Source organism: Streptomyces parvulus (genome assembly GCF_014648855.1).
Lineage (GTDB): Bacteria > Actinomycetota > Actinomycetes > Streptomycetales > Streptomycetaceae > Streptomyces > Streptomyces parvulus.
In genome coordinates this window covers 210,402-237,082 of the sequence record NZ_BMRX01000010.1, presented here as the reverse complement: position 1 = coordinate 237,082, position 26,681 = coordinate 210,402, and the positions used below count along the sequence as shown (strand labels likewise).

25 protein-coding genes are annotated in these 26,681 nt (G+C 74.1%); 18 read left to right on the top strand and 7 right to left on the bottom strand.

The features are described 5' to 3' along the window. Positions 1–19 precede the first annotated feature (19 nt). From IE108_RS21380 to IE108_RS21365, 4 genes are read left to right on the top strand one after another with little or no spacing between them, the layout of a single operon-like run. Positions 20–1,384, top strand: a complete 1,365-nt coding sequence (locus IE108_RS21380; protein WP_064727005.1) for a glutamine synthetase family protein — start codon at positions 20–22, stop codon at positions 1,382–1,384. 7 nt (positions 1,385–1,391) lie between these two features. Beyond that, positions 1,392–2,801, top strand: coding sequence for an aldehyde dehydrogenase family protein (locus tag IE108_RS21375; protein WP_064727004.1), 1,410 nt, complete (start codon positions 1,392–1,394; stop codon positions 2,799–2,801). Further along, positions 2,798–3,580, top strand: a complete 783-nt coding sequence (locus IE108_RS21370) for a 3-oxoacyl-ACP reductase (protein WP_064727003.1) — start codon at positions 2,798–2,800, stop codon at positions 3,578–3,580. Before IE108_RS21375 ends, IE108_RS21370 begins: the two co-directional genes overlap by 4 nt. A 37-nt stretch (positions 3,581–3,617) precedes the next feature. Next, a complete protein-coding gene (locus IE108_RS21365; RefSeq protein WP_064727002.1) occupies positions 3,618–4,622 on the top strand; it encodes a DUF2510 domain-containing protein in 1,005 nt (334 codons plus the stop codon). 31 nt (positions 4,623–4,653) lie between these two features. Here the strand turns inward: IE108_RS21365 and IE108_RS21360 are convergent, their stop codons facing one another. Continuing rightward, positions 4,654–5,856 (bottom strand): amino acid deaminase/aldolase, encoded by a 1,203-nt coding sequence (locus IE108_RS21360; protein ID WP_064727001.1) that lies wholly within the window; start codon positions 5,854–5,856, stop codon positions 4,654–4,656. Positions 5,857–6,138: 282 nt separating this feature from the next. Here IE108_RS21360 and IE108_RS35260 point away from each other — a divergent pair, with 282 nt between their 5' ends. Together IE108_RS35260 and mycP are read left to right on the top strand one after the other, a co-directional pair. Beyond that, positions 6,139–7,866 (top strand): hypothetical protein, encoded by a 1,728-nt coding sequence (locus IE108_RS35260; RefSeq protein WP_308433794.1) that lies wholly within the window; start codon positions 6,139–6,141, stop codon positions 7,864–7,866. Then, positions 7,863–9,059 (top strand): type VII secretion-associated serine protease mycosin, encoded by a 1,197-nt coding sequence (gene mycP, locus IE108_RS21350; RefSeq protein WP_064727000.1) that lies wholly within the window; start codon positions 7,863–7,865, stop codon positions 9,057–9,059. The genes IE108_RS35260 and mycP overlap by 4 nt, the downstream gene beginning before the upstream one ends. Here mycP and IE108_RS21345 read toward each other — a convergent pair. After that, positions 9,044–9,814: a serine hydrolase gene (locus IE108_RS21345; protein WP_373297020.1), complete on the bottom strand. Its 771-nt coding sequence runs from the start codon at positions 9,812–9,814 to the stop codon at positions 9,044–9,046. The genes mycP and IE108_RS21345 overlap by 16 nt on opposite strands. Positions 9,815–9,881: 67 nt before the next feature. Here IE108_RS21345 and IE108_RS21340 point away from each other — a divergent pair, with 67 nt between their 5' ends. Further along, positions 9,882–10,628 (top strand): SseB family protein, encoded by a 747-nt coding sequence (locus IE108_RS21340; protein ID WP_064726999.1) that lies wholly within the window; start codon positions 9,882–9,884, stop codon positions 10,626–10,628. On the opposite strand, the gene IE108_RS21335 is transcribed toward IE108_RS21340, so the two are convergent. Beyond that, positions 10,619–10,975: a DUF1844 domain-containing protein gene (locus IE108_RS21335; protein WP_064726998.1), complete on the bottom strand. Its 357-nt coding sequence runs from the start codon at positions 10,973–10,975 to the stop codon at positions 10,619–10,621. The genes IE108_RS21340 and IE108_RS21335 overlap by 10 nt on opposite strands. A gap of 384 nt (positions 10,976–11,359) precedes the next feature. On the opposite strand from IE108_RS21335, the gene infC reads away from it, so the two are divergent. From infC to IE108_RS21290, 9 genes are all read left to right on the top strand, one after another. Continuing rightward, on the top strand, positions 11,360–12,016 hold the full coding sequence (gene infC / locus IE108_RS21330; protein ID WP_107420387.1) for a translation initiation factor IF-3: 657 nt from the start codon (positions 11,360–11,362) through the stop codon (positions 12,014–12,016). 107 nt (positions 12,017–12,123) lie between these two features. Beyond that, positions 12,124–12,318, top strand: coding sequence for a 50S ribosomal protein L35 (gene rpmI / locus IE108_RS21325; RefSeq protein WP_003977225.1), 195 nt, complete (start codon positions 12,124–12,126; stop codon positions 12,316–12,318). Positions 12,319–12,417: 99 nt separating this feature from the next. After that, on the top strand, positions 12,418–12,801 hold the full coding sequence (gene rplT / locus IE108_RS21320; protein WP_004002577.1) for a 50S ribosomal protein L20: 384 nt from the start codon (positions 12,418–12,420) through the stop codon (positions 12,799–12,801). A 182-nt stretch (positions 12,802–12,983) separates the two neighbouring features. After that, positions 12,984–13,832, top strand: coding sequence for a TrmH family RNA methyltransferase (locus IE108_RS21315; RefSeq protein WP_064726996.1), 849 nt, complete (start codon positions 12,984–12,986; stop codon positions 13,830–13,832). Between the two features lie 50 nt (positions 13,833–13,882). Beyond that, positions 13,883–15,022 (top strand): sensor histidine kinase, encoded by a 1,140-nt coding sequence (locus IE108_RS21310; RefSeq protein ID WP_064726995.1) that lies wholly within the window; start codon positions 13,883–13,885, stop codon positions 15,020–15,022. A gap of 150 nt (positions 15,023–15,172) precedes the next feature. Next, complete coding sequence (gene pheS / locus IE108_RS21305) at positions 15,173–16,294, top strand: phenylalanine--tRNA ligase subunit alpha (protein WP_079163449.1); 1,122 nt, start codon at positions 15,173–15,175, stop codon at positions 16,292–16,294. Next, complete coding sequence (gene pheT, locus IE108_RS21300; protein WP_064726993.1) at positions 16,294–18,816, top strand: phenylalanine--tRNA ligase subunit beta; 2,523 nt, start codon at positions 16,294–16,296, stop codon at positions 18,814–18,816. The genes pheS and pheT overlap by 1 nt, the downstream gene beginning before the upstream one ends. A 455-nt stretch (positions 18,817–19,271) precedes the next feature. Next, on the top strand, positions 19,272–20,612 hold the full coding sequence (locus IE108_RS21295; protein WP_064726992.1) for an NsdA family TPR-like regulatory protein: 1,341 nt from the start codon (positions 19,272–19,274) through the stop codon (positions 20,610–20,612). 120 nt (positions 20,613–20,732) lie between these two features. Continuing rightward, complete coding sequence (locus IE108_RS21290; protein ID WP_064726991.1) at positions 20,733–21,296, top strand: NUDIX domain-containing protein; 564 nt, start codon at positions 20,733–20,735, stop codon at positions 21,294–21,296. Here the strand turns inward: IE108_RS21290 and IE108_RS21285 are convergent. Further along, a complete protein-coding gene (locus IE108_RS21285; RefSeq protein ID WP_064726990.1) occupies positions 21,293–21,550 on the bottom strand; it encodes a hypothetical protein in 258 nt (85 codons plus the stop codon). The two genes, IE108_RS21290 and IE108_RS21285, sit on opposite strands and share 4 nt — an antisense overlap. A 183-nt stretch (positions 21,551–21,733) precedes the next feature. Continuing rightward, positions 21,734–22,606 carry a 3-hydroxybutyryl-CoA dehydrogenase gene (locus IE108_RS21280; RefSeq protein ID WP_079163448.1) on the bottom strand — a complete coding sequence of 291 codons (873 nt, stop codon included), beginning with the start codon at positions 22,604–22,606 and terminating at the stop codon, positions 21,734–21,736. Between the two features lie 176 nt (positions 22,607–22,782). Between IE108_RS21280 and IE108_RS21275 the strand changes: the two genes are divergently transcribed. Next, positions 22,783–24,024: a glycoside hydrolase family 10-like protein gene (locus tag IE108_RS21275; protein ID WP_064726989.1), complete on the top strand. Its 1,242-nt coding sequence runs from the start codon at positions 22,783–22,785 to the stop codon at positions 24,022–24,024. 35 nt (positions 24,025–24,059) lie between these two features. Here IE108_RS21275 and IE108_RS21270 read toward each other — a convergent pair whose 3' ends face one another. Further along, entirely contained in the window at positions 24,060–24,254 is a 195-nt protein-coding gene (locus IE108_RS21270; protein ID WP_064726988.1) for a DUF1918 domain-containing protein, read from the bottom strand. Positions 24,255–24,290: 36 nt separating this feature from the next. Beyond that, positions 24,291–25,217, bottom strand: a complete 927-nt coding sequence (locus IE108_RS21265; protein WP_064726987.1) for a DMT family transporter — start codon at positions 25,215–25,217, stop codon at positions 24,291–24,293. Between IE108_RS21265 and IE108_RS21260 the strand changes: the two genes are divergently transcribed. Then, positions 25,216–26,679, top strand: a complete 1,464-nt coding sequence (locus tag IE108_RS21260; RefSeq protein ID WP_064726986.1) for an aminotransferase-like domain-containing protein — start codon at positions 25,216–25,218, stop codon at positions 26,677–26,679. The two genes, IE108_RS21265 and IE108_RS21260, sit on opposite strands and share 2 nt — an antisense overlap. Positions 26,680–26,681: the final 2 nt, after the last annotated feature.

The window sequence follows — 26,681 nt, the reverse complement described above, 5'->3', positions numbered from 1 at the left end:
GCCAAAGGAGGCTCTCCCCGTGCCCGACCGCACACCCCCGCTCGGGGTCGAGGAACTGCACGCCCTCGTCGCCGCCGGAGACATCGACACCGTCGTCCTGGCCTTCCCCGACATGCAGGGCCGCCTCCAGGGCAAGCGGTTCGCGGCCCGCTTCTTCCTCGACGAGGTCCTGGCACACGGCACCGAGGGCTGCAACTACCTCCTCGCCGTCGACGCCGACATGAACACCGTGGACGGCTACGCGATGTCCTCCTGGGACCGCGGCTACGGCGACTTCGCCATGCACGCCGACCTGGCCACCCTGCGCCGCCTGCCGTGGAACGCGGGCACCGCCATGGTCGTCGCCGACCTCGCCTGGGAGGACGGCGGCCCGGTGCCCGCCGCGCCCCGCCAGATCCTGCGCCGCCAGCTCGAACGCCTCGCCGGCCACGGCCTGACCGCGCGGGCCGGCACCGAGCTGGAGTTCATCGTCTTCCGGGACACCTACGAGCAGGCCTGGGACGCGGACTACCGCGGTCTGACCCCGGCCAACCAGTACAACATCGACTACTCGGTGCTCGGTACCGGCCGCGTCGAACCCCTGCTGCGCCGCATCCGCAACGAGATGGCGGGCGCCGGCCTCACCGTCGAGTCCGCCAAGGGCGAGTGCAATCCCGGGCAGCACGAGATCGTCTTCCGCTACGACGACGCCCTGATCACCTGCGACCAGCACGCGATCTACAAGACCGGGGCCAAGGAGATCGCCGCCCAGGAGGGCATGTCCCTCACCTTCATGGCCAAGTACAACGAGCGCGAGGGCAACTCCTGCCACATCCACCTCTCCCTCGCCGGCGAGGACGGCACCGGCGCCATGGCCGGCGACGGGGAGGGCGGCATGTCCGAGGTCATGCGGCACTTCCTCGCCGGACAGCTCGCGGCGCTGCGCGAGTTCTCCCTCCTGTACGCCCCGCACATCAACTCCTACAAGCGCTTCCAGCCCGGCTCCTTCGCGCCTACGGCGGTCGCCTGGGGCCGCGACAACCGCACCTGCGCCCTGCGCGTCGTCGGCCACGGCGCCTCCCTGCGCTTCGAGAACCGGCTGCCCGGCGGCGACGTCAACCCGTACCTGGCGGTGGCGGGCATGGTCGCGGCCGGCCTGCACGGTGTCGAACAGCGCCTGGAACTGCCCGAACCCTGCGCCGGCAACGCCTACACCGCCGACTACGCGCACGTTCCCGGCACCCTGCGCGAGGCCGCCGAGCTGTGGGAGAACAGCGCGCTCGCCAAGGCCGCCTTCGGCGACGAGGTCGTCGCCCACTACCGCAACATGGCGCGCGTCGAGGTCGACGCCTACGACGCCGCCGTCACGGACTGGGAACTGCGCCGCTCCTTCGAACGCATGTGAGGCACCGTTGTCCGAGTCGCACGACACGTCCGGCGAACTGCGCGTACTGAACCCCGCCACCGAGGAGGTCGTCGCCACCGTCCCCGCCGCCTCCGCGGCCGACGTCGACGCGGCCGTCGTACGGGCCGCACGGGCGCAGACCGCCTGGGCCGCCCTCGCCCCCGCCGACCGCGCGCGGCTGCTGCGCCGCTTCGCCGCCGCCGTCGACGGGCACCTGGAGGAACTGGCCGCGCTGGAGGTCCGGGAGGCCGGCCACACCGTGGGCAACGCCCGCTGGGAGGCGGGCAACGTCCGCGACCTGCTCGACTACGCCGCCGGGGGAGTGGAGCGGCTCACCGGACGGCAGATCCCGGTGCCCGGCGGCCTCGACGTGACGATCCTCGAACCGCTGGGCGTCGTCGGCGTCATCGCCCCCTGGAACTTCCCGATGCCCATCGCCGCCTGGGGCACCGCTCCGGCGCTCGCGGCCGGCAACGCCGTCCTCCTCAAGCCCGCCGAGACGACACCGCTGACCGCGCTGCGGCTCGCCGAACTCGCCGTGGCGGCCGGTCTTCCGGAGGGGCTGTTCCAGGTGCTGCCCGGACGCGGACCCGTCGCGGGCGACGCCCTGGTGGAGCACCCCGGCGTGGCGAAGGTCGTCTTCACCGGGTCCACGGCCGTGGGCCGGCGGGTCGCCGCCAAGGGCGCCGCGCTCCTCAAGCCCGTCACCCTCGAACTCGGCGGCAAGAGCCCCAACATCGTCTTCGCCGACGCCGACCTGGAGGCCGCCGCGGCCGCCACCCCCATGTCCTTCCTCGACAACAGCGGCCAGGACTGCTGCGCCCGCACCCGCATCCTCGTCCAGCGGCCCGTGTACGACCGCTTCCTCGCCCTCCTGGCCCCGGCGATCGAGTCGGTCCGCGTCGGCGACCCGGCCGACGAGAACACTCAGATGGGCCCCCTGATCTCCCGCGCCCAACTGGACCGCGTCCGCTCCTACGTCCCCGACGACGCCGACGGCATCCGCGGCAAGGCCCCCGAGGGCGGCCCCGGCTTCTGGTTCCCGCCGACCGTCCTCACCGGCGTCGGCCCGGAGGCGCGGGCGGCCGTCGAGGAGGTCTTCGGGCCCGTCGCCGTCGTCCTGCCCTTCGACGACGAGGCCGACGCGATCCGGCTGGCCGACGCCACCGAGTACGGCCTGTCCGGCTCGCTGTGGACCCGGGACGTCGGCCGCGCGCTGCGCGTCTCGGGCGCGCTCCGCGCCGGCAACCTCTCCGTCAACTCCCATGCCAGCGTGCGCTACTGGACCCCGTTCGGCGGGTTCAAGCAGTCCGGGCTCGGCCGCGAACTGGGCCCGGACGCGCTGGCCGCCTTCACCGAGACCAAGAACGTCTTCATCAGCAACGCCTCGTCGAGCACGGAGGGCCCCGCACAGTGAGCGAAGAGATCGTCTGCCGCAGGCTTGTCGGCCGTACCGCCGTCGTCACCGGAGCCGGCAGCGGCATCGGCCTCGCCACCGTCCGCAGGCTGGCGTCCGAGGGCGCCCGCGTCGTCTGCGGCGACGTCGACGAGACCCGGGGCAAGGCGGCGGCCGAGGAGGTCGGCGGGACCTTCGTCGGCGTCGACGTCACCGACCCGGAACAGGTCGAGGCGCTGTTCGGCACGGCGTACGACACCTACGGCAGCGTCGACGTCGCCTTCAACAACGCGGGCATCTCACCCCCCGACGACGACTCGATCCTGGAGACCGGCCTGGAGGCGTGGAAGCGCGTCCAGGAGGTCAACCTGACCTCCGTCTACCTGTGCTGCAAGGCCGCCATCCCCTACATGCGGCGCCAGGGCCGGGGCTCCATCATCAACACCGCGTCCTTCGTGGCCCGCATGGGCGCGGCCACCTCCCAGATCTCGTACACCGCGTCCAAGGGCGGTGTCCTCGCCATGTCCCGTGAACTGGGCGTGCAGTTCGCCCGGGAGGGCATCCGGGTCAACGCGCTCTGCCCGGGGCCGGTCAACACCCCGCTGCTGCGGGAGCTGTTCGCCACCGACCCGGAGCGGGCCGCCCGCCGCCTGGTGCACATTCCGCTCGGGCGGTTCGCCGAGGCCGACGAGATCGCCGCCGCCGTCGCCTTCCTGGCCAGCGACGACTCCTCCTTCGTCAACGCCACCGACTTCCTGGTGGACGGCGGGATCTCCGGGGCGTACGTCACACCGCTGTAGATCACCGCACGGCTCGTCCTACAGTGCCGGAATGAGCATGACGCCGCCGCCCGGCTGGTACCGCGACCCCTCGGCCGCCCATCAGGAACGCTGGTGGGACGGCACGTCCTGGACCGAACACCGGCGCGCGCCCGCGGACACCGGCTACGGCGGGCCCGTGGGCACCGGGGTCGGCGCGGCCCCCGTCTCGTACCCGGTGTCCCAGGCGCCGCCCGGGCAGCCGTCGACCGTGCCGCTGTCCACCGGCGCGGCCCAGGGACGGGCGGGCGGCACGGGGCGGGGGAGGGCCGTGGCGCTCACCCTCGCCGCGGCCGTGCTGGTCGGCGCCATCGTCACCGGCGTGTTCGTCCTGGGCGAGGACGACGGAACCGCCCCCGGGGCCCAGGCCCCGCCCGCCGTCCCGACGGACACCGGGAACCCGCCGGTGACCGACGTGCCGTCGCCCACCCGCTCCGAACCCTCCGCGGACGGCCCCGCCGTGGTCGAGGACCAGCTCAACGGCGTCACCTTCCCGCTGCCGCGGGGCTGGGTCCGGCCCGAGTACGTCGCCGAGGACGACGTCATGATGACCACGGACGGCACCTACGACTGCCCGGCGGACGGCGGCGTGTGCCGGCACGGAATGGTCGTCTCCCGCACCGTCACGTCGAACGCCGAGTCCTCCCCGAAGACCCTCGCCCGGCAGGACATCGAGGACGCCGCCGACGACGCCTACGACCGCGACCTGATCGGCAACAAGCCCTTCGGCGGCATCAAGTCGCATGAGGAGGTGGCGTCCGGGCAGGTCGCGGTCGCCGGACGGGCGGGCTACTACGTGCGCTGGCGGGTGCGGACGGCCAAGGGGCCCGGCGGCTACGTGCAGTCGCTGGTGTTCCCCTCCACCGTCGGCACCGAGTCCCCGATCCTCGTCCGCTACGTCTTCGACGCGGGCGGGGAGGGGCCGCCGCTCGCCGACATGGACCGGATCACCAAGGGCATCCGGCCCATCGGCGACGCGGACACCGGCGGGGGCGTGGGCAGTGGCATCGGCCCGACGGACTGACCGCGCGATGGCGCCGGGGCCTGGTCGGGGCCTAGAGGAAGGTCCGCCCCTCGCCCCGGTACGTCGGTACCGTCGCCGTCACCGCGTCCCCCTCCACCAGGTGCAGCGCGTCGAAACGCTCGCACAGCTCACCGGCCTTGGCGTGCCGGAACCACACCTTGTCGCCGATGAGCAGGTCGTCGGCCGGGGAGCCCAGCAGCGGCGTCTGCACCTCGCCGGCGCCCTCCTGGGGGTCGTAGCGCAGCCCCTCCGGCAGGTACGGCTCCGGCAGCCGGTCGGCGCCCGCCGCGCCGGAGGCGGGATAGCCGCCGCCCAGCACGGTCACCACCCCGACGCCGGGCCGCCGCACCACGGGCTGCGCGAACAGCGCCGCCGGACGGCCGGTGAACGACGTGTAGTTGTCGAACAGGCGCGGCACGTACAGGCCGGACCCGGCGGCGATCTCGGTGACCGCGTCCTCGGCGGCGGTGTGCTGCACGCTGCCCGTGCCGCCGCCGTTGACGAACTCCAGGCCCGGCACCACGGCCCGCACGGCCCGGACCACCGCGGCGCGGCGCTCGGCGAGTTCCCGCCGGGCGGCGGCCTGCATCAGCCGCACCGCACGCGAGCGCAGCGGCCGCCCGGCCAACGCGTCACCGACCCCGGCGACATGGCCCTCGTACGCCATGACGCCGACGACCTCGAACCCCTCGCGGCGGACCACCGCGCGGGCCAGGTCGGCCAGGTCCGCGGGGGAGTGCAGCGGCGAGCGCCGGGCGCCGACCCGCACCCGCCCGCCGAACATCCGCAGCGAGGTGTCCAACTCCAGGCAGACCCGCACGACTTCGCGGCCACCGTCCCGGGCCGCGTCGACGAGGTCCAGCTGGGCCGGGTCGTCGATCATCACGGTCACCGCGGCGGCGAGCTTCGGGTCGGCGGTCAGTTCGGCGTAACCGGAGCGGTCCGCCGACGGGTAGGCGAGGAGCACGTCCTCGAAACCGGAGCGGGCCAGCCACAGGGACTCGGCCAGCGTGTACGACATGATCCCGGCGAACCCGTCCTTGGCCAGGGCGCGTTCCAGCAGGGCACGGCAGCGTACGGACTTGCTGGCCACCCGGACCGGCTTGCCGCCGGCCCGGCGGACCAGGTCGTCCGCGTTGGCGTCGAAGGCCTCCAGGTCCACGATGGCCACGGGGGCGTCCAGATGGGCGGTGGCCCGGTCGTAACGGGCCCGGTCGGCGGCGCGCGCAGTCATGCCCGCAGCCTGCCAGACGGGATTACCGCAGGGTAGGGGGACGTTCCGGGCCAATGCCACGGGCGTGCGGACTGGTTCCCCGCCGGGCGGGGTCACGCCGTAGAGTGACGCGCACGCACGGCGGAACGACCCCGGCGACCGGGCCGCCGGGCTCCGCGCCGGGATGACGGCCCTTCCGTGCGGGTAGCGTGCCCGGGACGGAACGGTCCGCGCCGGGCCGGGGCAGGAGACATCACCGGCCCGCGCCGGAGAACGGCCCGGGCCCGAGAAACGGGGGGGTGCATGAGCACGGAAGCGCGCCGCGCCTCCCATCCGCCCCGCCCCACCGTCCCGCCGGGCGACCACCCGGCACCCGCCTCCGGCACCGCCTCGGACCACCCGGAATCCCCCCGGCCCCCCGCGACACCGCCCCCGCCGGCCCACGCCCCCTCCCGGCCCGCCACACCTCCGCCGGCCGCTTCCGAGGCCCCGTCACGTCCCCGCCCGGCGGCCGCGTGGGGCCCGGGCAGCGCGATCCCGGCGACGGAGACCGCCGAGGGCTCCGGCACACCGTCCTCCCCCTCGCCCGCCACCGCCTCACCCACCGCGTCCGTCTCCGGCACCGCCGCCCTCCCGGGCGCTCCGGAGCGCCCGCGGACTCCACCGCGTCCCGCCGCGCCGCCCCGCCCGTCCCGGGCACCGGCACCGCAGGACACGGCCGGGGCCCCTCGACGGCCGTCGGACGGGCCGCCCGCACCCCTCCGGGGCACCGACGGGACCTCCGGCCGGACCTCCTCGGACCCCGGCAACTCCGGTCGCGCGCAGCCCAGATACCCGCGCTTCCACCTCGACGACCCGTCGGGCGGTCCACGGAACGTCCCCCCGCCGCGCGCCTCCGCCCGCTTCCCGGACGCCCCGCCGTCGGTCGGCCGCGAGCCCGCGCCGCGTGCGTCGGCCCGGTTCCCCGACGCCCCGCCCGTGGTCGGCGGCGGCGCGGCGTCCCGTCCCGGCACGTCCCCGGCAGCCCCGGCCGCACCCCGCGCGGGCGCGGTGCCGGACGCGGCTACGGCGCGCGGTCCCGGCGCGCCCGCGGAGATCCCCTCCGAGACGACCCGGCGGCTGCGGCCCGTGCCGGCCGAGCCGGGGGACGCGGGCTCCCGGCCCGACCCCGCGCTGTCCTGGAGCGCCCCGGCGGCCCCCGGCGACGGGCGGCCCAGGGTGTCGTTCGCGCGGCCCGAGGGGTACGACGGCCTCGCCCGGCCCCGCCCGCTCGGCGGCCGGCTGCGCCCGCAGGCCCTCGCCGCCGCCGTCTGCCTCGTACTCGGCGTGGGCCTCCTCACCGGAGCGGTGACCGGCAGCTGGCTCGCCGGGGACTCCGGCGACGGCGGCGCGGGCGGCGCCTTCGCCGAGGCCGGCGACCTGTGGCACAGCGTGCCGGTCGACCAGCTCTTCCCGCCCACCGTGAACGGACAGGGCGCCGGCCCCGGCGGTGCCGACCGCACCTGGACCCGGGTGGCGGTCGCCCCCGACGCCGACTGCGCCGCGGCCTTCGACCGGCTGCTGGCCAAGGTGCTCGACCCCGTCGGCTGCCGGCGCCTGCTGCGCGCCACGTACACCGACGCCACCCGCAGCCACGTCACCACCGTCGGCATGCTGTTCACCAAGGCCGACGCCGCCGCCATGACCTCACTGTCGAAACGGTTCGAGACCGAGGGCCTGGGCGGCCGCGACGACCTCATGCCGCTGCCGTACGCCGCCGAGGACACGGCCGCCGCCGGGTTCGGCGCCCGGCAGCGGGCCTCCTGGACGGTGTCCGTCCTCACCGACGCCCCCGTCGTCGTCTACGCCGTCTCCGGCTGGGCCGACGCCCGCACCGTCGACGACCCGCAGCCCGCCGGGGAGGCCATGGAGTCCGGCGCCACGTCCGCCCCCGCCCAGGCCGGCCTCGGCCACGAGGCCAAGGGCCTCGCCGACCGCGTCGAACGCGCCCTGCGCAAGAACGTCGGCCCCGCCACGGAGCACCCCTCGTGAACACACCCCGGCCGCACACCCCCCGCACCCGCCGCTCGGCAGGCGCCCTGAGCCTCCTCCTGGCCACCGCCCTCGCGCTCGCCCCCGCGCCCGCCGCCCACGCCGACGGCATCCGCGCCCAGCAGTGGGCCCTGGACGCCATGCACACCCAGGACGCCTGGCGCACCACCAAGGGCGCGGGCGTCACCGTCGCCGTCCTGGACACGGGCGTGGAGGCCGACCACCCCGACCTGGCCGGCAACGTCCTCACCGGCAAGGACATGGTCGGCTTCGGCGCGAGCGAGGGCGACCGCGCCTGGGCCCGGCACGGCACCGCCATGGCCGGGATCATCGCCGGGCACGGCCACGGCGCCGGAAACGCCGACGGCGTCATGGGCATCGCCCCGGAGTCCAGGATCATGCCCCTGCGCGTGATCCTGGAGGACGGCGACCCGTCCCGCGCCAAGGCCCGCAAGACCCGGGGCAACGCCCTCGCCGACGGCATCCGCTGGGCCGCCGACCACGGCGCCGACATCATCAACCTCTCCCTCGGCGACGACTCCGCCTCCGCGCACCCCGAACCCGCCGAGGACGAGGCCATCCAGTACGCCCTCGGCAAGGGCGTGATCGTCGTCGCCTCGGCGGGCAACGGCGGCGAGAAGGGCGACCACGTCTCCTACCCGGCGGCCTACCCGGGCGTCATCGCCGCCACGGCCGTCGACCGCTACGGCACCCGCGCCTCGTTCTCCACCCGCCGCTGGTACGCCACGGTCAGCGCGCCCGGCGTCGACGTGATCATCGCCGACCCCGACCACCGGTACTACGAGGGCTGGGGCACCAGCGCCGCCTCCGCCTTCGTCTCGGGCGCCGCCGCCCTGGTGAAGGCGGCCCACCCGGACCTCTCCCCGGCCCAGGTCAAGGGGCTGCTGGAGGACACCGCCCGCAACGCTCCCGCCGAGGGCCGCGACGACTCCCGCGGCTTCGGCTTCGTGGACCCCGCCGCCGCCATCGAGGCGGCCGGCCGCCTGAAGCCGGACGGGCTGCGCGCGGCCGCCTACGGCGAGGAGTACTTCGGTTCCGGCCCCGACACCGACGCCTCCGACGACTCCACCTCCGCCTGGGCGGCCCCGCTGGCCGGCGGCGCGGGCGGGGTCCTGGTGGTCGCCGCCGTGGTCCTGTGGCGCGGCCGCCGCGAACGCTACGACGACTTCTGACCGGCCCCCGGCCCGCCGGCGCCGGTCGCCGACACCGCGGCCCGGGCCGCCGCCTCGACCAGCGAGATCCCCTCCGCCAGGGTCGCGCTGCCCCGCGACACCACCGCCACCAGCCGGTCGCGACCGCCCGAGGTGACCCGCCCGACGCTGTTGACCACCCACAACCCGGTCGTGCTCCGCCGCAGCCAGCCGTTCTTCAGCGCCCACGCGGAACCGTCGGCCGCCGCCGACACCCCCCAGCGCTGACCGTCCGCGATCCGCCCCATCAAGCCGGTCACGCAGGCCCGCGCGTCCCCGCCCAGCAGGGAGCCGTCCGCGACGAACAACTGCCGCAGAAGCGCCACCTGGTCGACGGCGGTGGTCCGCGTCAGCCCCCACAGCGTCCCCTCGCCGCCCTCGGTGCGCGTCAGCCCCAGCCGCTCGTGCGCCGCGTCCAGCCCGCGCGCCCCGCCGATCGCGCGCCACAGCGCCGACGCCGAGTCGTTGTCACTGCGGACGATCATCGCCGCGGCGTGCGCCCGCTCGGCGACGGTCGGTTCCCGGCCCGCGTCCCCGGCCCGCAGCAGCAGCGCCGCCAGGATGCCGACCTTGACGATGCTCGCCGTCTCGAAGCGCCCGGCGCCCCACGCGGCGCTCGCGCCGGACGCCGGATCGAGCGCCGCCACCGCCACCTCGGCACCGCCGGTCACGGGCACCCGTGCCATGGCGGCGCCCAGCAGCGCGTCCCGGTCCGCCGCCCCACCCGCCTGCTCCACCGATGCCTCCTCGCTCCCGCGGGGGTCCGCCGTGTGCCGCCCGCACCCTGAACTAGGGTCGGGGACCGTGGTGAACAAGAACATCCCCGAGTCCGGGTACTCCGACGACGACGGCTCCGCCGACCCCCGGCTCGACGCCGCGCTCGCCGCCTGGGCAGAGGACCGTACCGCCCTCGCGCCGGTACTGGAGGCGCTCAAGGGCGCCCGGCTGCTGGTGCCCGTCGTGGCCGTCCTCGGTGAGGTGGGGAAAGACGAGAACGGGCTGCGCCGCGAGAAGACCAGCGACATGGCGGTGCCCACCCTGAAGGCCGGGGGCCGTACCGCGCTGCCCGCCTTCACCTCCACCGCGTCGCTCGCGCGGTGGGATCCCGCGGCCCGCCCCGTCGCCGTACCCGTGCACCAGGCGCTGCGGGCCGCCGCGCACGAGAAGGCGGACACGGTCGTCCTGGACCTCGCCGGACCGGTGCCCTTCGAACTGACCGGAGCGGTGCTGCTGGCCCTGGCCGAGGGCCGGACGAGTACCGACCCGCTCACCGACCCGGCCGTCACCGGCGCCGTACGCGCCGTCCTCGCGGCGCAGCCGGCCGTGCTGCGGGCGCACCTCGGGCCGGGCCGGGCCGACGGCACGCTGGCGCTGGTCCTGGACCCCGCCCTGGAGGACCCCGCCGGGGCGGCCCGGGCCGTCGCCGGGCGGCTGGCCGCCGACGAGACACTGAGGGCCCGCCTGGTGCGCGGCCTCGACCTGGCACTGCTGCCGGCCGGGGCGGCGCCTCCGGGCGAGCCCTTGTACGTGCGGGAGGAGGGTCAGCCGTAGACGGCGCCCGTGTACTTCTCGCCCGGCCCCTGGCCCGGCTCGTCCGGGACCAGCGAGGCCTCGCGGAAGGCCAGCTGGAGCGACTTCAGCCCGTCCCGCAGGGGCGCGGCGTGGAAGGAGCTGATCTCGGTCGCCGTGGCGTCCAGCAGACCCGCGAGCGCGTGCACGAGCTTGCGCGCCTCGTCGAGGTCCTTGTGCGACTCGCCCTCCTCGGTCAGCCCCAGCTTCACGGCGGCGGCGCTCATCAGGTTGACGGCGACCGTCACGATCACCTCGACCGCGGGGACCTCCGCGATGTCGCGGGTCATGGCGTCGAAGTCGGGCGTCTCAGGCGGGGTCTCACTCATGCCGCACACGATAGGCGCAGCGGACGGCCCCGCCCCACTCGGTCTCGGTTAGCCCTTCCCCGGCCGAGCTGCTAACCTTGTGTAACGACCGGTCGGACACGCACGCCCACGGCAGCGGGTCCGGCCCACAAGTGGAGGCTCCGATCTCCCACCTGGCCGTCCTCAGGACGGCGGGTCACCGGTCAGGCGGTCCCGTCCCAGCGGCGGTGACCGGCCCGAAATCGCGCCCCGCGGTCATCGCGACGGTGCTCCGGTAGCAGTTCGAGGAGCCCCGCCTGTGATCGTCCGGGGCATTTTTTGTGCGCCGGCGCGGTTAGGTCTATCGAACACAGACGTTACGCGGCCGTTTGCCAGACCGTCGCGTGGTGCTACCGAGGAGGATCCATCAGCGCCGAGCCCCGCATCAACGACCGGATTCGCGTTCCCGAGGTGCGACTTGTCGGTCCCAGCGGCGAGCAGGTCGGAATTGTTCCGCTTGCCAAGGCCCTGGAGCTTGCGCAGGAGTACGACCTCGACCTCGTCGAGGTCGCGGCGAACGCCCGTCCGCCGGTCTGCAAGCTCATGGACTACGGGAAGTTCAAGTACGAGTCGGCCATGAAGGCCCGTGAGGCGCGCAAGAACCAGGCGCACACGGTCATCAAGGAGATGAAGCTCCGGCCGAAGATCGACCCGCACGACTATGACACCAAGAAGGGTCACGTCGTCCGGTTCCTCAAGCAGGGCGACAAGGTCAAGATCACGATCATGTTCCGCGGCCGCGAGCAGTCCCGCCCCGAGCTGGGCTACCGACTGCTGCAGCGTCTCGCGGAGGACGTCCAGGACCTCGGTTTCGTCGAGTCGAACCCGAAGCAGGACGGCCGAAACATGATCATGGTTCTCGGTCCGCACAAGAAGAAGACCGAGGCGATGGCCGAGGCCCGCCAGGCGCAGGAAGCGCGCAAGGCGGACGCGAAGGCCAACCCCGGCAAGTCGCAGAACGCGGCGGAGGCCGACGACGTCGAGGATGCCGAGGCTCCCGCGCAGGAACCCGCCGAGGCGTGACCCCGGGGGACGCGAGTCCCCAGGACCAACCGAAACAAGCGACGCTCCACCGTGCCCGGTTTCACGACCGGGCACCGGAGTGCCACCGACGAGGAGAGAACGGCGCTATGCCGAAGAACAAGTCGCACAGCGGTGCCAGCAAGCGCTTCAAGATCACCGGCTCCGGCAAGGTGCTCCGCGAGCGCGCCGGCAAGCGCCACCTGCTCGAGCACAAGTCGTCCCGCGTCACGCGCCGCCTGACCGGCAACGCCGAGATGGCCCCGGGCGACGCCGCGAAGATCAAGAAGCTTCTCGGCAAGTGACGTACGGGCGCCACTGAGCGCCGTACGGACACGACCGGGACCCCATCGATACCGGGTCGCGTGAGGACTCACCGCGGCCCCGCTACAAGGAGTTAACAAGTGGCACGCGTCAAGCGGGCAGTCAACGCCCACAAGAAGCGCCGGGCGATCCTCGAGCAGGCCTCCGGCTACCGCGGTCAGCGTTCGCGCCTGTACCGCAAGGCCAAGGAGCAGGTCACCCACTCGCTGGTCTACAACTACAACGACCGCAAGAAGCGCAAGGGCGACTTCCGTCAGCTGTGGATCCAGCGCATCAACGCCGCTGCCCGCGCCAACGGCATCACGTACAACCGCTTCATCCAGGGCCTGAAGGCCGCCAACGTCGAGGTCGACCGCAAGATCCTCGCCGAGCTGGCCGTCAACGACGCCGGTGCCTTCGCCGCGCTGGTCGAGGTCGCGCAGAAGGCGCTGCCGAGCGATGTGAACGCGCCCAAGGCTGCGTGACGCTGCGCTGGCTTGAGCCGTAGTCGAAGGGACCCGCAGGCTTCGGCCTGCGGGTCCCTTCGATTGCGGTCGTCCGGTTCGTTTTCCGCCGCGGGTGCGTCGTGGCTGGTCGCGCAGTTCCCCGCGCCCCTTCGGGGGCGCGTTGCAGTCCACGGCGATCCAGATGTGAAGGTGAGACAAGAGTGCGTCCTGTCAGCCCCGAGCTGATCTCCCCCCGTTCCCCCCGGGTCGCCGCCGCGCGGCGGCTGGGGAAGCGGAACTTTCGGGGGAAGGAGCGGCTGTTCCTGGCCGAGGGGCCGCAGGCCGTGCGGGAGGCGGCCGGGTACGGGGACACGCTCGCCGAGCTGTTCGCCACCGTCGAGGCCGCCGAGCGGTACGCCGACATCATCGGGGCCGCGCGCGAGGCCGGGGTGCGTGTGCACCTCGCCGCCGAGCAGGTCATCGAGGACATCTCGACCACCGTCACCCCGCAGGGCCTGGTCGGCGTCTGCCGGTTCGTCGACACCCCCTTCGACGAGATCCTCGCCGCCCGCCCCAGGCTCGTCGCCGTCCTCGCGCACGTCCGCGACCCCGGCAACGCCGGCACCGTGCTGCGCTGCGCCGACGCGGCCGGCGCCGAGGCCGTCGTCCTCACCGACGCCTCCGTCGACCTGTACAACCCCAAGGCGGTACGCGCCTCCGTCGGCTCCCTCTTCCACCTGCCGGTCGCCGTCGGCGTCCCCGTCGAGCGGGCCGTGGCCGGCCTGCGCGACGCCGGGGTCCGGGTGCTCGCCGCCGACGGGGCGGGTGAGCACGACCTCGACGCCGAACTGGACGCCGGCACCATGGGCGGCCCCACCGCCTGGGTCTTCGGCAACGAGGCCTGGGGGCTCCCCGAGGAGACCCGCGGCCTCGCCGACGCCGTACTGCGCGTCCCGATCCACGGGAAGGCCGAGAGTCTGAACCTGGCGACCGCCGCCGCCGTATGTCTCTACGCGTCGGCGCGTGCACAGCGCGCCGCCGGAGGGTGCCGCTCCGTCACCAACGCCTAGTAGGGTGACCTGCCCAGGGCCCCCGCGCGGCTGAGAGGTGGGATACGGGGATGAGTGTCGGCACGAGCAGCGCGCCGGGAGCCCGGGGGGCGCCGCGTCCGCCCGCGCCCCGCACCGCGGGTGACCTCGCCGGCCTCGGACTGGACCCGGACGAGCTGCCCGACGGCCTGGTCGTCGCGGACGAGGACGCACGGGTCGTCTGCTTCAACGCCGCCGCCGCCCGCATCACCGCCGTCCCCGCCGCCGAGGCCCTCGGCCGGCGGCTGGACCGGGCGCTGCCGCTGGAGGACCTGGAGGGCCGCCGCTGGTGGCAGCTCACCGACCCCTACGGCGGCCTCGCCATCCGCGCCGGCCAGCCCGAGCGCAATCTGCTGCTCCCCGGCGGCCGCGAGGTCCTGGTCTCCGCCCGCTACGTCCGCGGCGAACGCCTCGGCCCCGTCCGCCGCGTCGTCGTCACCCTGCGCGACACCGAGGCCCGGCGCCGCACCGAACGCAGCCACGCCGAGCTGATCGCCACCGTCGCCCACGAACTGCGCTCCCCGCTCACCTCCGTGAAGGGCTTCACGGCGACCCTGCTGGCCAAGTGGGAGCGGTTCACGGACGATCAGAAGCGGCTGATGCTGGAGACCGTCGACGCCGACGCCGACCGGGTCACCCGGCTCATCGCCGAACTGCTGGACATCTCGCGGATCGACTCGGGCCGGCTGGAGGTCCGCCGCCAGCCCGTCGACATCGGCGCCGCCGTCGGCCGGCACATCCAGGCCTACGTCGCCGCGGGCCAGGAGGCCGACCGCTTCCTGCTCCGCCTCGGCCGGCCGCTGCCGGACCTGTGGGCCGACCCCGACAAGGTCGACCAGGTGCTGAGCAACCTGCTGGAAAATGCGGTGCGGCACGGTGAGGGAACCGTCACCATTGACATCACGCCCACGGCGTCCCCCCGCGAAGGGGAGGAAACCGGCACGTCGGTCACGGTGAGCGACGAGGGGGCGGGCATCCCGGAGGAGTCCATGAACCGCGTCTTCACCCGCTTCTGGCGGGGCAGCAAGCGCGGTGGCACCGGCCTCGGGCTGTACATCGTCAAGGGCATCGTCGAGGCCCACGGCGGCACCATCACGGTCGGCCGCGCCCCCGGTGGCGGCGCGGAGTTCCGATTTACCTTGCCCGTGGCGGCACCGGCCTACCTGGCCTGAGCGGCCCCACGGGCGCATTCGCGTTCCACCGCCCCGTTAGACTCGGTCTTTGGCACCTTTGCGTCCAGATCCGCAGACGAAGCGTCCCCCGCCCCGTCCGCGGACCGTAGACGGGGCGTTCCAGCCAGCCAATCGGAAGCACGGGAAGAGATGTCGGCACCGAATAAGTCGTACGACCCTGTCGAGGTCGAGGCGTTGAAACCGGAAGAGATCGAGCGCATGCGGAACGAGGCGCTCGCCGCCTTCGCCGCCGCGGGCTCCCTCGACGCGCTCCAGGAGGCCAAGGTCGCCCACACCGGCGGCACCTCCCCGCTGGCGCTCGCCAACCGCGAGATCGGCGCCCTGCCCCCGCAGGCCAAGGCCGACGCCGGCAAGCGCGTCGGCATGGCCCGCGGCGCGGTGAACAAGGCGCTGGCCGCCCGCCAGGCGGAGCTGGAGGCCGAGCGCGACGCGCGCGTGCTGGTCGAGGAGGCCGTGGACGTCACGCTGCCCCACGACCGCGTGCCGGCCGGCGCCCGCCACCCGCTCACCACGCTCTCCGAGCGCATCGAGGACGTCTTCGTGGCCATGGGCTACGAGGTCGCCGAGGGCCCCGAGGCCGAGGCCGAGTGGTTCAACTTCGACGCCCTCAACATCGGCCCGGACCACCCGGCCCGCGGCGAGGCCGACACCTTCTTCGTGCAGGGCCCCGACGGCGGCACCGAGTCCGGCGTCGTGCTGCGCACCCACACCTCGCCCGTGCAGATCCGCTCCGCGCTCGACCGCGAGCTGCCGGTCTACGTGATCTGCCCCGGCCGCGTGTACCGCACCGACGAGTTGGACGCCACGCACACCCCCGTCTTCCACCAGGTCGAGCTGCTCGCCATCGACGAGGGCCTGACCATGGCGGACCTCAAGGGCACCCTGGACCACATGGTCCAGTCGCTGTTCGGCGCGGAGATGAAGACCCGGCTGCGGCCGAACTTCTTCCCCTTCACCGAGCCGTCCGCCGAGATGGACATGCTCTGCTACGTCTGCAAGGGCGCGTCCGTCGGCAACCCCGACCGGCCCTGCCGCACCTGCTCCAGCGAGGGCTGGATCGAGCTGGGCGGCTGCGGCATGGTCAACCCGCGGGTGCTCACCGCTTGCGGCATCGACCCCGAGAAGTACAGCGGCTTCGCCTTCGGGTTCGGCATCGAGCGGATGCTGATGTTCCGCCACAACGTCGAGGACATGCGAGACATGGTCGAGGGTGACGTCCGGTTCACCCGGCCGTTCGGGATGGAGATCTGATGCGGGTCCCGCTTTCCTGGCTGCGGGAGTACGTCGACCTGCCGGCCACCGAGACCGGCCGCGACGTGCAGGCCAAGCTGATTTCGGCCGGTCTGGAGGTCGAGACCGTCGAGCACCTGGGCGCCGACCTCAAGGGCCCGCTCGTGGTCGGCCAAGTGCTGACCATCGAGGAGCTGGAGGGCTTCAAGAAGCCGATCCGCTTCTGCACCGTCGACGTCGGACAGGCCAACGGCACCGGTGAGCCGCAGGAGATCGTCTGCGGCGCCCGGAACTTCGGCGTCGGCGACAAGGTCGTCGTCGTCCTGCCCGGCGCCACCCTGCCCGGCGGCTTCTCGATCTCCGCCCGCAAGACGTACGGCAAGACGTCCCACGGAATGATCTGCTCCGGCGACGAGCTGGGCATGGGCGACGACGGCAGCCACGGCATCATCGTGCTGCCGCCGGAGACCGAGGTCGGCAGGGACGCCATCGAGCTGCTGGAACTGGTCGACGAGGTGCTGGACATCGCCGTCACCGCCAACCGCGGCGACTGCCTGTCCATCCGCGGCGTCGCCCGCGAGGCCGCCATCGCCTACGGCCTGCCGCTGCGCGACCCGGCGCTCATCGACGTGCCGGGCCCCAACGCCTACGGCTACCCCGTCGAGATCGCCGACCCCACCGGCTGCGACCGCTTCACCGCCCGCACGGTGACCGGCCTCAGCGCCGAGGCGCGCTCCCCGATCTGGCTCCAGCGGCGCCTCCAGAAGGTCGGCATGCGCCCGATCTCGCTGGCCGTCGACGTCGCCAACTACGTGATGATGGAGCTGGGCCAGCCCCTGCACACCTACGACCGTGCCCTCGTCCAGGGCACCATCGGGGTGCGCCGGGCCGCGGAGGGCGAGAAGATCGTCACCCTCGACGGCGTCGAACGGAAGCTGCACGCCGAGGATCTGGTCATCACCGACGACCGGGGCCCCATCGGCCTCGCCGGCGTCATGGGCGGCGCCAACACGGAGATCGCCGACCACGGTGCCGCCGAGAACGGTGGGAACGCCACCAGTGACGTGGTCGTCGAGGCCGCCCACTTCGACCAGGTCTCCATCGCCCGCACCGCCCGCCGGCACAAGCTGTCCTCCGAGGCCTCCCGCCGCTTCGAGCGCGGCGTGGACCCGCAGGCCGCCGCTGCCGCCGCGCAGCGCACCGTCGACCTGCTGGTGCTGCTCGCGGGCGGCACCGCCGAGGCCGGCGTCACGGAGATCAGCGCCCCGACCGCGCCGCACACCATCAGCGTCCCGGCCGATCACCCCGACCGGGTCGCGGGCGTGACCTACGGCCGCGAGACCGTCGTGCGCCGACTCCAGCAGGTGGGCTGCGACGTCTACGGGCAGGACGAGCTGATCGTCACCGTGCCGTCCTGGCGGCCCGACCTCACCGACCCGAACGACCTCGCCGAAGAGGTCATCCGGCTGGAGGGCTACGAGAACCTGCCCTCCACCCTGCCCCGGCCCTCCGCGGGCCGCGGCCTCACCTCCCGGCAGCGGCTGCACCGCCGGGTGGGCCGGGCGCTGGCCGGCGCCGGGTACGTCGAGGCGCTGAACTACCCCTTCGTCGCCGAGCAGGTCTTCGACCAGCTCGGCCTGGAGGCCGACGACCCGGCCCGCCGCGTCGTCAAGCTGGTCAACCCGCTCAGCGACGAGGAGCCCGCGCTGCGGACCACGCTGCTGCCCGGCCTGCTCGGCGCGCTGCGCCGCAACGACGGCCGGGGCTCGCACGACCTCGCCCTGTTCGAGACCGGCCTGGTCTTCCACCCCCGCGACGAGCGGCGCGTCGCCGCGAACCTGCCGGTCGACCGGCGTCCCGGCGCGGACGACCTCGCCGCGCTGGACGCCGCGCTGCCCGACCAGCCGCGGCACGTCGCGGTGGTCCTGACCGGTGCGTACGAGCGGGCCGGCTGGTGGGGCAAGGGCCGACCGGCCGACTGGGCCGACGCCGTCGAGGCGGCCCGCCTGGTGGCACGGGAGGCCGGGGCCGAACTGGCGCCGCGCAAGGGGCAGTACGGGCCGTGGCACCCCGGGCGGTGCGCCGAGCTGATCGTCACCGTCGACGGCGCCGAGCGGGTCGTCGGGCACGCGGGCGAGCTGCACCCGCGGGTGCTCAAGACGCTCGGCCTGCCGGCGCGGACCTGCGCGATGGAGCTGGACCTCGACGCCGTGGCACGCGCGGGCAACGACACCCCGCAGGCGCCGGGCATCTCCACGTTCCCGGTGGCGACGCAGGATGTCGCCCTGGTCGTCGACGAGTTCGTCCCGGCCGCCGAGGTCGAGTCCGCGCTGCGCGACGGCGCCGGTGAACTGCTGGAGTCCATCCGGCTGTTCGACGTCTACGACAACGCGGAGCAGCTCGGTGAGGGGCGCAAGTCCCTCGCGTACGCGTTGCGCTTCCGCGCGGGGGACCGGACGCTGACGGTCGACGAGGCGTCGGCCGCGCGGGACGCGGCGGTCGCCCTCGCGGGCGAGCGGGTCGGGGCGGTCCTGCGCGGTTAGACGGTGCGCCCAAGGGGCGGGGGGCTTCTGCCGGTTGGCGGCCGCGGGTACGTCGTGGTCGCTCGCGCAGTTCCCCGCGCCCCTTGGCGGCGTTCAGGTGACGTCCCTGAAGGGGCGCGGGGAACTGCGCGACCAGCCACAGCGCACCCGCGGCCGACAACGCACCCGCACCCTGAACGGCGTTGAGTCGCCCCGCACGGCCGGCGGAGCCGTCCGCCCCGCCACGGAGTGTCGGGCAGGCAGCCGGGCGGACGGCGTGGAAACGGGCCGCCGCACTGTACGAGGGGGAGCCGGCGGCCCGGCCGGCCTCTTTCGAGGTCCCCCAGTCAAGCCCTCCGGAACTCTCCGCGACAGCGCGCACACGCTGCGGATGCGCGTACTCCGTTCACACCCCGTGTGAAGCCCGGCACACTACGCTGTCGGGCACCGAGTCACCGCGGCACCGGAGGGCACCCATGCAGCCCAACACCCTGCTCGACGCGATCCTGGACGAGGCCGGGATCTCGCACGCGGGACTGGCCGCGCACGTCAACCAGGCGGGCCGGGCCCGAGGACTCGCGCTCAGATACGAACACACCGCCGTGGCAAGGTGGTTGAAGGGCCAGCGCCCGCGCGGCCAGGTCCCCGACCTGATCTGCGAGGTCCTCGCCGCCCGGCTGCACCGCCCGGTCACCCTCGACGACATCGGTCTAGGCGTCCCCGGCGAACCGGCCGCGCCGCACACCGGTTCGCTCTCCGGGTTCGTGGAGCGGGCCACCGCCCTGTGGCGCTCCGACCAGCAGCGGCGCCCGCACATCCTCGGCGCCCCGGCGCTCACCGGCACGCCCGCCGTGATGCCGGTCTGGGAGTGGGAGAACCCGCCCGAGGACGTGGACGTCTCCCGCGGCGGACGGCACCGGGTGACCGCCGCCGACCTGGAGATGCTGCGCTGCGCGCGGGCCCACTACGAGCAGATGTACCGCAAGGCCGGCGGCATGGCGACCCGCGCCCGCATCGTCGGCTTCCTCAACTCCGAGGCGGCGCCGCTGCTGCGCGGCGGCTACACCGACGCCACCGGACGCCAACTGCACCGCGCCACCGGCGGTCTGGTGGCCGTCGCCGGCATCTGCGCGTACGACTCGGACGCGCACGGGCTCGCGCAGCGCTACTTCCACCAGGCCCTGCGGCTCGCCAAGGCCAGCGGCGACCGGGGACTCGGCGCCTACGTCATCGCGCTGCTGGTCAACCAGGCGCTGTTCATGCGGGAGCACCGCCAGGCGGTGGCCTTCGCGGAGGCCGCGCTGCGCGCCGCGGGCCGGCACATCACCCCCGCGCTCGCCTCCGACCTGTACGCGATGCAGGCGAAGGCGTACGCGCACCTCGGCGACGGCAGCGGCGCGCTGTCCTGCATCCGCCGGGCCGAGCAGGCCGCCGAACGCATCCGGCGCGGCCACGAGCCGGACGAGACCGGCTATGTGCAGCCCGGGCTGGTCAACGTCCAGGTGGCCGAGGCGCTGTTGAGCCTCGGGGAGCTGGCCGCGGCCGGGGAGCACGCCGCCGCGGCCGTCGACAACCCGGCCCACGACCGCGGCCGGGTGCACCGGCTCGCCATGCTCAGCACGATCGAACTGCGCAAGGGCAACGCCGACAAGGCGGTGGCCACCGCCGTGCAGATGGCCGAACAGGCCCGGGGCATGGAGTCCCAGCGCCTGCGCGACAGACTCCGCGCGGTGCGCGAGCACCTGGCGCGCAGCGGCTGCGCGGGCACGGCCGAGGCCGCCGAACTCATCGACGGGGCGCTGCGCGTACCGCTGTGATCGTCCCCCGCCCCGGGGCCCACTGCGCCCACCACTGCGCCGTGAGCGGCCGCCGTGCGCCTGCTGCCGGGACGCTGCTGCTGCGATATTGCCACCTACTCCAAGAAAGGTGGCAGAACCGTGCAGTGGACGAAACAGAGCGAACAAAATGTGTACGCAAATCGCTGGTTCAGCGTCAATCTCGCCGATGTGGAACTACCGGACGGCCGGCATCTCGACCACTTCCTCATACGCATGCGCCCGGTGGCCGTGGCCACGGTCGTGAACGAGGCGAACGAGGTCCTCCTGCTGTGGCGGCACCGCTTCATCACCGACAGCTGGGGCTGGGAGCTGGCGGCCGGCGTCGTCGAGGACGGCGAGGACGTCGCGGCGGCGGCCGCCAGGGAGCTGGAGGAGGAGACCGGCTGGCGGCCGGGACCGCTGCGGCACCTGATGAGCGTGGAGCCGTCCAACGGGCTCACCGACGCCAGGCACCACGTCTACTGGGCCGACGAGGGCGCCTACGTCGGACACCCCGTGGACGACTTCGAGTCGGACCGCCGGGAGTGGATCCCGCTCAAGCTCGTGCCCGACCTGGTCGCCCGCGGGGAGGTCCCGGCCGCCAACATGGCGGCCGCGTTACTCCTCCTGCACCACCTCAGGCTCGGGCAGGACACCCCGCCCGGCCTTGGCGCCGGGGCCTAGTGACCGAGGGCCTGCCAGACCGCCACGACCAGCGCGCCCAGGGCCGTGAGGACCGCGACCGAGGGGAGGGGCCAGCGGGCGTGCTCCAGCGCGGTCAGCCGGGTACTGAGGTCCGCCAGCTCCTTGGCGGTCTCCTCGGTGCGGTGGGAGAGCAGGGCGTGTCCGCCCTCGACTCGGGCGTAGGCCACGTCCAGCCGGCGTCGTAACTCTGCGAGTTCTCCCTGGACGACGGGGTGCTCGGGATCGGCGGTCACGGACCGCTCCTTTCCGTATGCGTCTCACATCCCTTGCATGTGCATGTCGAGTCAACTCGCCTGGTGGACGCGTGGGGAGAGTGTGCGGACGGCATATGCGTGCCCGGGGCGCACACGCCGTGTGAATGCCGCGGGCCCGGCACCATCCATGGTGCCGGGCCCGCAGGGCGTAGCTGCGCGTAATCAGGCGTAGGAGTAGAAGCCCGAGCCGCTCTTGCGGCCGAGGCGGCCGGCGTCGACCATGCGCTGGAGCAGCGGGGGAGCGGCGTACAGCGGCTCCTTGTACTCCTCGTACATCGAGTACGCGACCGAGGCGACCGTGTCCAGGCCGATCAGGTCGGCGAGCTTCAGCGGGCCCATCGGGTGGGCGCAGCCCATCTCCATGCCGTTGTCGATGTCCTCGCGGCTCGCGATGCCCGACTCGAACATCCGGATCGCGGAGAGCAGATACGGGATCAGCAGCGCGTTCACCACGAAGCCCGAGCGGTCCTGGGCGCGGATGGCGTGCTTGCCGAGCACCTTCTCGGTGAACAGCTGGGCCCGGCTCAGCGTGCCCTCGGAGGTGGTGAGCGCCGGGATCAGCTCGACGAGCTGCTGCACCGGGGCCGGATTGAAGAAGTGGATGCCGATGACGTGGTCGGGCCGCGAGGTGGCGACCGCCAGCTTCACCAGCGGGATCGAGGAGGTGTTGGAGGCCAGGATCGCGTCGGGCCGGGTCACGACCTGGTCGAGCACCTGGAAGATCTCGGTCTTGACCTGCTCGTTCTCGACGACGGCCTCGATCACCAGGTCGCGGTCGGCGAACTCGCCGAGGTCGGTGGTGAAGCTCAGCCGCGCCTGCGTCGCGTCCCGCTCCTCCTCGGTGATCTTGCCGCGCTCGGCGGCCTTGGCCAGCGAGTTGTACAGCCGGGTGCGGCCGATCTCCAGAGCCTCGCCCGTGGTCTCGGCGACCATCACCTCCAGACCGGAGCGCGCGCACACCTCGGCGATGCCCGCCCCCATCTGGCCGCAGCCCACCACGCCCACGCGTGCGATATCTCCCGAGATGCCGGTCACATCGTCCCTTTCGCTGACTCCAAGGCTGGCAGCAGACGCACCGGGGTCCCCGGCGCCTGCTCCGATCGAGCACGTTACCCCCGAATGGTCACGGATCCGTCTCCCGGGTCGGGCATGCTGAGGCCCCGTACACGATCCGTGAACGCGCGGATCCCCAGCGTTCAGGAGGTCTCCCCATGGGCGGTGTCTCGCGTCGTGCCTTCGCGGTGGCGGCGTTGTCGGCGTTCACCCTGGCGCCCGCGGCGTCGGCGGCGCCGGTCTCCGCGGCCGAGCCGCCGGCCCGCCGTGCCGCCGCCGGGATGCGGGGGATGTGGCTGGCCACGGTGGCCGGCCGCGACTGGCCCAGCCGGGCGGGGCTGCGCGCCCCGGAGCAGCGGGCGGAGCTGCTGGAGCACCTGGACAACGCGGTCCGGCACCGGCTGAACACGGTCTTCCTCCAGGTACGGCCCACCGCCGACGCGCTGTGGCCCTCGCCCCACGAGCCGTGGTCCGAGTACCTGTCCGGCAGCCAGGGCCGCGACCCGGGCTGGGACCCGCTGGGCACCGCGGTCGAGGAGGCCCACGCCCGCGGCCTGGAGCTGCACGCCTGGTTCAACCCGTACCGCGTCGCCCTGCACGACGACCCGGGCCACCTGATCCCCGCCCACCCCGCGCGCAGGCACCCCGAGTGGGTGGTGCCGTACGGCGGGAAGCTCTACTACAACCCCGGGCTGCCCGAGGTCCGGGCCTTCGTCCAGGAAGCGATGCTCGACGCGGTGGAGAAGTACGCGGTGGACGGCGTCCACTTCGACGACTACTTCTACCCCTATCCGGTGGCGGGCGAGAGCTTCGACGACGGCCGCACCTACAGCACCTTCGGCGCCGGCTTCGGCAGCCTGGCCGACTGGCGGCGGGACAACATCGACCGGCTGGTGCGCGAGACCGCGCGCCGCGTCCGCGAGGTCCGCCCGGCCGCCCGCTTCGGGATCAGCCCGTTCGGCGTCTGGCGCAACGCGGCCACCGACGGGCGCGGCTCGGACACCCGGGCGGGCGTGCAGACGTACGACGACCTGTACGCGGACACCCGCAAGTGGGTGCGCGAGGGCTGGATCGACTACATCGTGCCGCAGCTGTACTGGAGCATCGGGCAGAACGGCGCGGACTACGCGAAGCTGCTGCCCTGGTGGGCCGAGGTCGCCGAGGGCAGCCGCACGCAGCTGTACATCGGCGAGGCGCTGTACAAGGCCGGGGACGCGGCGCAGTCCGCCGGCTGGCAGGATCCGGCCGAAATCTCCCGGCACCTGGCACTGGCCGCGCGCCACCCTCAGGTGCGCGGGCACGTCTACTTCTCCGCCAAGGACGTGGCGGAGGACCGGGGCGGCGCGATGGCGCGGGTGACGGCCGACCACTACGCGCTGCCGGCCGCCGCGCCGCGCTGACACCGGACTCGTCGCCCGGAGCGTCGAGGCGGGCTCTACAGCTGGATCTCCCGGTGCCGGATCTCCGTGTCGGGTCCGGGCGAGCACACGCCCTCGTGCCCGTCCTCGAACCGGACCCGGTACGGGGGAGAGCCCCGCTCGCCCAGGACCTCGACGATCTCGCCGATCTTGTCGTGTTCACCGACCACCCGGCCGTGCTGCACCAGCTGGTCGCCCTTGGTCGCGTGCATCTGCGGGCCTCCTCACCTGTGTCCGCCGGGCAGGCCCTACCCCCGGGCCCGCTGGGTGACCGCGATGCACACCAGGACGGCCGCGGCCGTCAGCGGAGCGGCCACCGTCAGGTGCTCGCCCAGGAGAAGTACCGACCACACCAGTGTGAGCAGCGGCTGTGCCAGCTGCAACTGGCTGGCCTTCGGGATGCCGATGGCCGCCATGCCCCGGTACCAGACGACCAGGCCGAGGAACTGGGAGCCCACCGCCACCCAGAGCAGGCCGGCCACCCCGTGCGCCGTCAGGTGCACCGGCTCGAAGGACAGGGCCACCGCGGCCATCGGCACCGTCAGCGGCAGGCACAGCACCAGCGCCCAGCCGATCACGTGCCAGCCCGGCATCACCCGGGCCAGCCGGCCGCCCTCCGTGTAGCCGGCCGCACACACCAGCAGCGCCGCGAAGAGGTACGCGTCGGCCGAGGTCAGCGCGCCGCCGCTCTGCTGCACCGTGAACGCGATGACGGCCGCCGCACCCGCGAGGGCGGCGAGCCAGAAGGTGCGCGAGGGGCGGGTGCCGACGCGCAGGGCGGAGAAGAGCGCGGTGGTCAGCGGCAGCAGACCGACCACGACGGCGGCGTGGGCGGTCGTCGAGGTCTGGAGGGCCAGCGTGGTCAGGAGCGGGAAGCCCAGGACCACCCCCGCGCCGACCACCGCGAGGCCGGCCCGGTGCCGCCGCTCGGGAAGCGGCACCCGCAGCGCCAGCAGACAGCCCCCGGCGATCACCGCGGCCAGGATGCTGCGCACGGCGATCAGCGACCAGGGGCCGAAACCCTCCAGGCCCCACGCGGTGGCCGGGAAGGTCAGGGAGAAGGCGACGACGCCGAGCGCGGCCTGGAGGGTGCCGGAGGACCGACCGTGGCCGCCGGTGTCCTGACCGCCGACCGCTATCCCGGACGGTGCGGTAGCGCTACTCTGTGCTCTCATGCATGAGCGTAGCAGTGTCGCTGAACTGGTGGGAGAGCTACGGAAGGAGCTCGACCGCTACTCACCGGGAGGAAAGCTCCCGTCGAGCCGGACGCTCGTCGACCGGTTCCGGGTGAGCCCGGTGACCGTCTCCCGGGCCCTGGCGCAGCTGGCCGCAGAGGGTCTGGTCGTCACCCGGCCCGGCGCCGGTGCCTTCCGTGCCGGCCCGCGGCCCGCCCCCGCGCCCGCCGGGGACACCTCATGGCAGGAGGTCGCCCTCAGCGCCGACGGCGCCGCCGACCTCGTGCCGCGCTCGGTGGACGCCTCCGGCGTGCTGGTCTCGCTGGCCGCCCCGGCGCCCGGAGTGGTGGAGTTCAACGGCGGCTACCTGCACCCCTCGCTCCAGCCCGAGCGCGCGATGGCCGCCGCCCTGGCGCGGGCCGGACGCCGGCCGGGCGCGTGGGGCAGGCCGCCGATGGAGGGACTGCCGGAGCTGCGGGAGTGGTTCGCGCGGGGGATCGGCGGGGCGACCACGGCGGCGGAGGTGCTGATCACGGCGGGCGGACAGTCCGCGCTGACCACCGCGCTGCGCGCCCTCACCCCGCCCGGCACGCCCGTGCTGGTCGAGTCCCCGACGTACCCCGGCATGCTGGCCATCGCGCGGGCGGCCGGACTGCGCCCGGTGCCCGTGCCCGTGGACGCCGACGGGGTCCGCCCCTCCCTGCTCGCCGACGCCTTCCGGGCCACCGGAGCCCGCGTCCTGGTCTGCCAGCCCCTGTTCCAGAACCCGACCGGCGCCGTGCTCGCCCCGGAGCGGCGCGGTGAGGTGCTGCGCATCGCGCGGGCGGCCGGCGCCTTCGTCGTGGAGGACGACTTCGTGCGGCGGCTCGTGCACGAGGACGCGGGACCGCTGCCCGCGCCGCTCGCCGCCGACGACCCGGACGGCGTCGTCGTCCACGTCTGCTCGCTGACCAAGGCGACCTCGCCCAGCTTCCGGGTCAGCGCCCTGGCCGCGCGCGGGCCGGTCCTGGAGCGGCTGCGGGCCATCCAGGTCGTCGACACCTTCTTCGTGCCCCGGCCCCTCCAGGAGGCCGCGCTGGAACTCGTCGGGTCGCCCGCCTGGCCGCGCCATCTGCGCGCCATCGCCGCCGAGTTGAGGGACCGCCGCAACGCGATGACGTCCGCGCTGCGGCTCGACCTGCCCGAGGTGTCGCTGCCGCACGTCCCCTCCGGCGGGTACCACCTCTGGCTCCGCCTGCCCGACGGCACGGACGAGGTCGCGCTCACCGCGGCCGCCCTGCGCGCGGGCGTCGCGATCACCCCGGGCCGCCCCTACTTCAGCGCCGAGCCCCCCGCCCCCCACCTCCGGCTGAGCTTCGCGGCGGTGGCGGGCGCGGGGGAGATCACCGAGGGGGTGCGACGGCTGCGCGCCGCCTGCACCGAGGTGTGGGGGCCGGCCCCGGATGGCGTGAAAGCTCGGTAGCT

Excerpts from the sequence above, each read along its gene's own strand:
- IE108_RS21310 (WP_064726995.1), top strand. The coding sequence starts at position 13,883 with ATGAGTGTCGGCACGAGCAGCGCGCCGGGAGCCCGGGGGGCGCCGCGT.
- IE108_RS21365 (WP_064727002.1), top strand. The coding sequence starts at position 3,618 with ATGACGCCGCCGCCCGGCTGGTACCGCGACCCCTCGGCCGCCCATCAG.
- IE108_RS21275 (WP_064726989.1), top strand. The coding sequence starts at position 22,783 with ATGGGCGGTGTCTCGCGTCGTGCCTTCGCGGTGGCGGCGTTGTCGGCG.
- pheS (WP_079163449.1), top strand. The coding sequence starts at position 15,173 with ATGTCGGCACCGAATAAGTCGTACGACCCTGTCGAGGTCGAGGCGTTG.
- IE108_RS21260 (WP_064726986.1), top strand. The coding sequence starts at position 25,216 with ATGCATGAGCGTAGCAGTGTCGCTGAACTGGTGGGAGAGCTACGGAAG.
- IE108_RS21360 (WP_064727001.1), bottom strand. The coding sequence starts at position 5,856 with ATGACTGCGCGCGCCGCCGACCGGGCCCGTTACGACCGGGCCACCGCC.
- pheT (WP_064726993.1), top strand. The coding sequence starts at position 16,294 with ATGCGGGTCCCGCTTTCCTGGCTGCGGGAGTACGTCGACCTGCCGGCC.
- IE108_RS21270 (WP_064726988.1), bottom strand. The coding sequence starts at position 24,254 with ATGCACGCGACCAAGGGCGACCAGCTGGTGCAGCACGGCCGGGTGGTC.
- rpmI (WP_003977225.1), top strand. The coding sequence starts at position 12,124 with ATGCCGAAGAACAAGTCGCACAGCGGTGCCAGCAAGCGCTTCAAGATC.
- IE108_RS21335 (WP_064726998.1), bottom strand. The coding sequence starts at position 10,975 with ATGAGTGAGACCCCGCCTGAGACGCCCGACTTCGACGCCATGACCCGC.
- IE108_RS35260 (WP_308433794.1), top strand. The coding sequence starts at position 6,139 with ATGAGCACGGAAGCGCGCCGCGCCTCCCATCCGCCCCGCCCCACCGTC.
- IE108_RS21295 (WP_064726992.1), top strand. The coding sequence starts at position 19,272 with ATGCAGCCCAACACCCTGCTCGACGCGATCCTGGACGAGGCCGGGATC.
- IE108_RS21265 (WP_064726987.1), bottom strand. The coding sequence starts at position 25,217 with ATGAGAGCACAGAGTAGCGCTACCGCACCGTCCGGGATAGCGGTCGGC.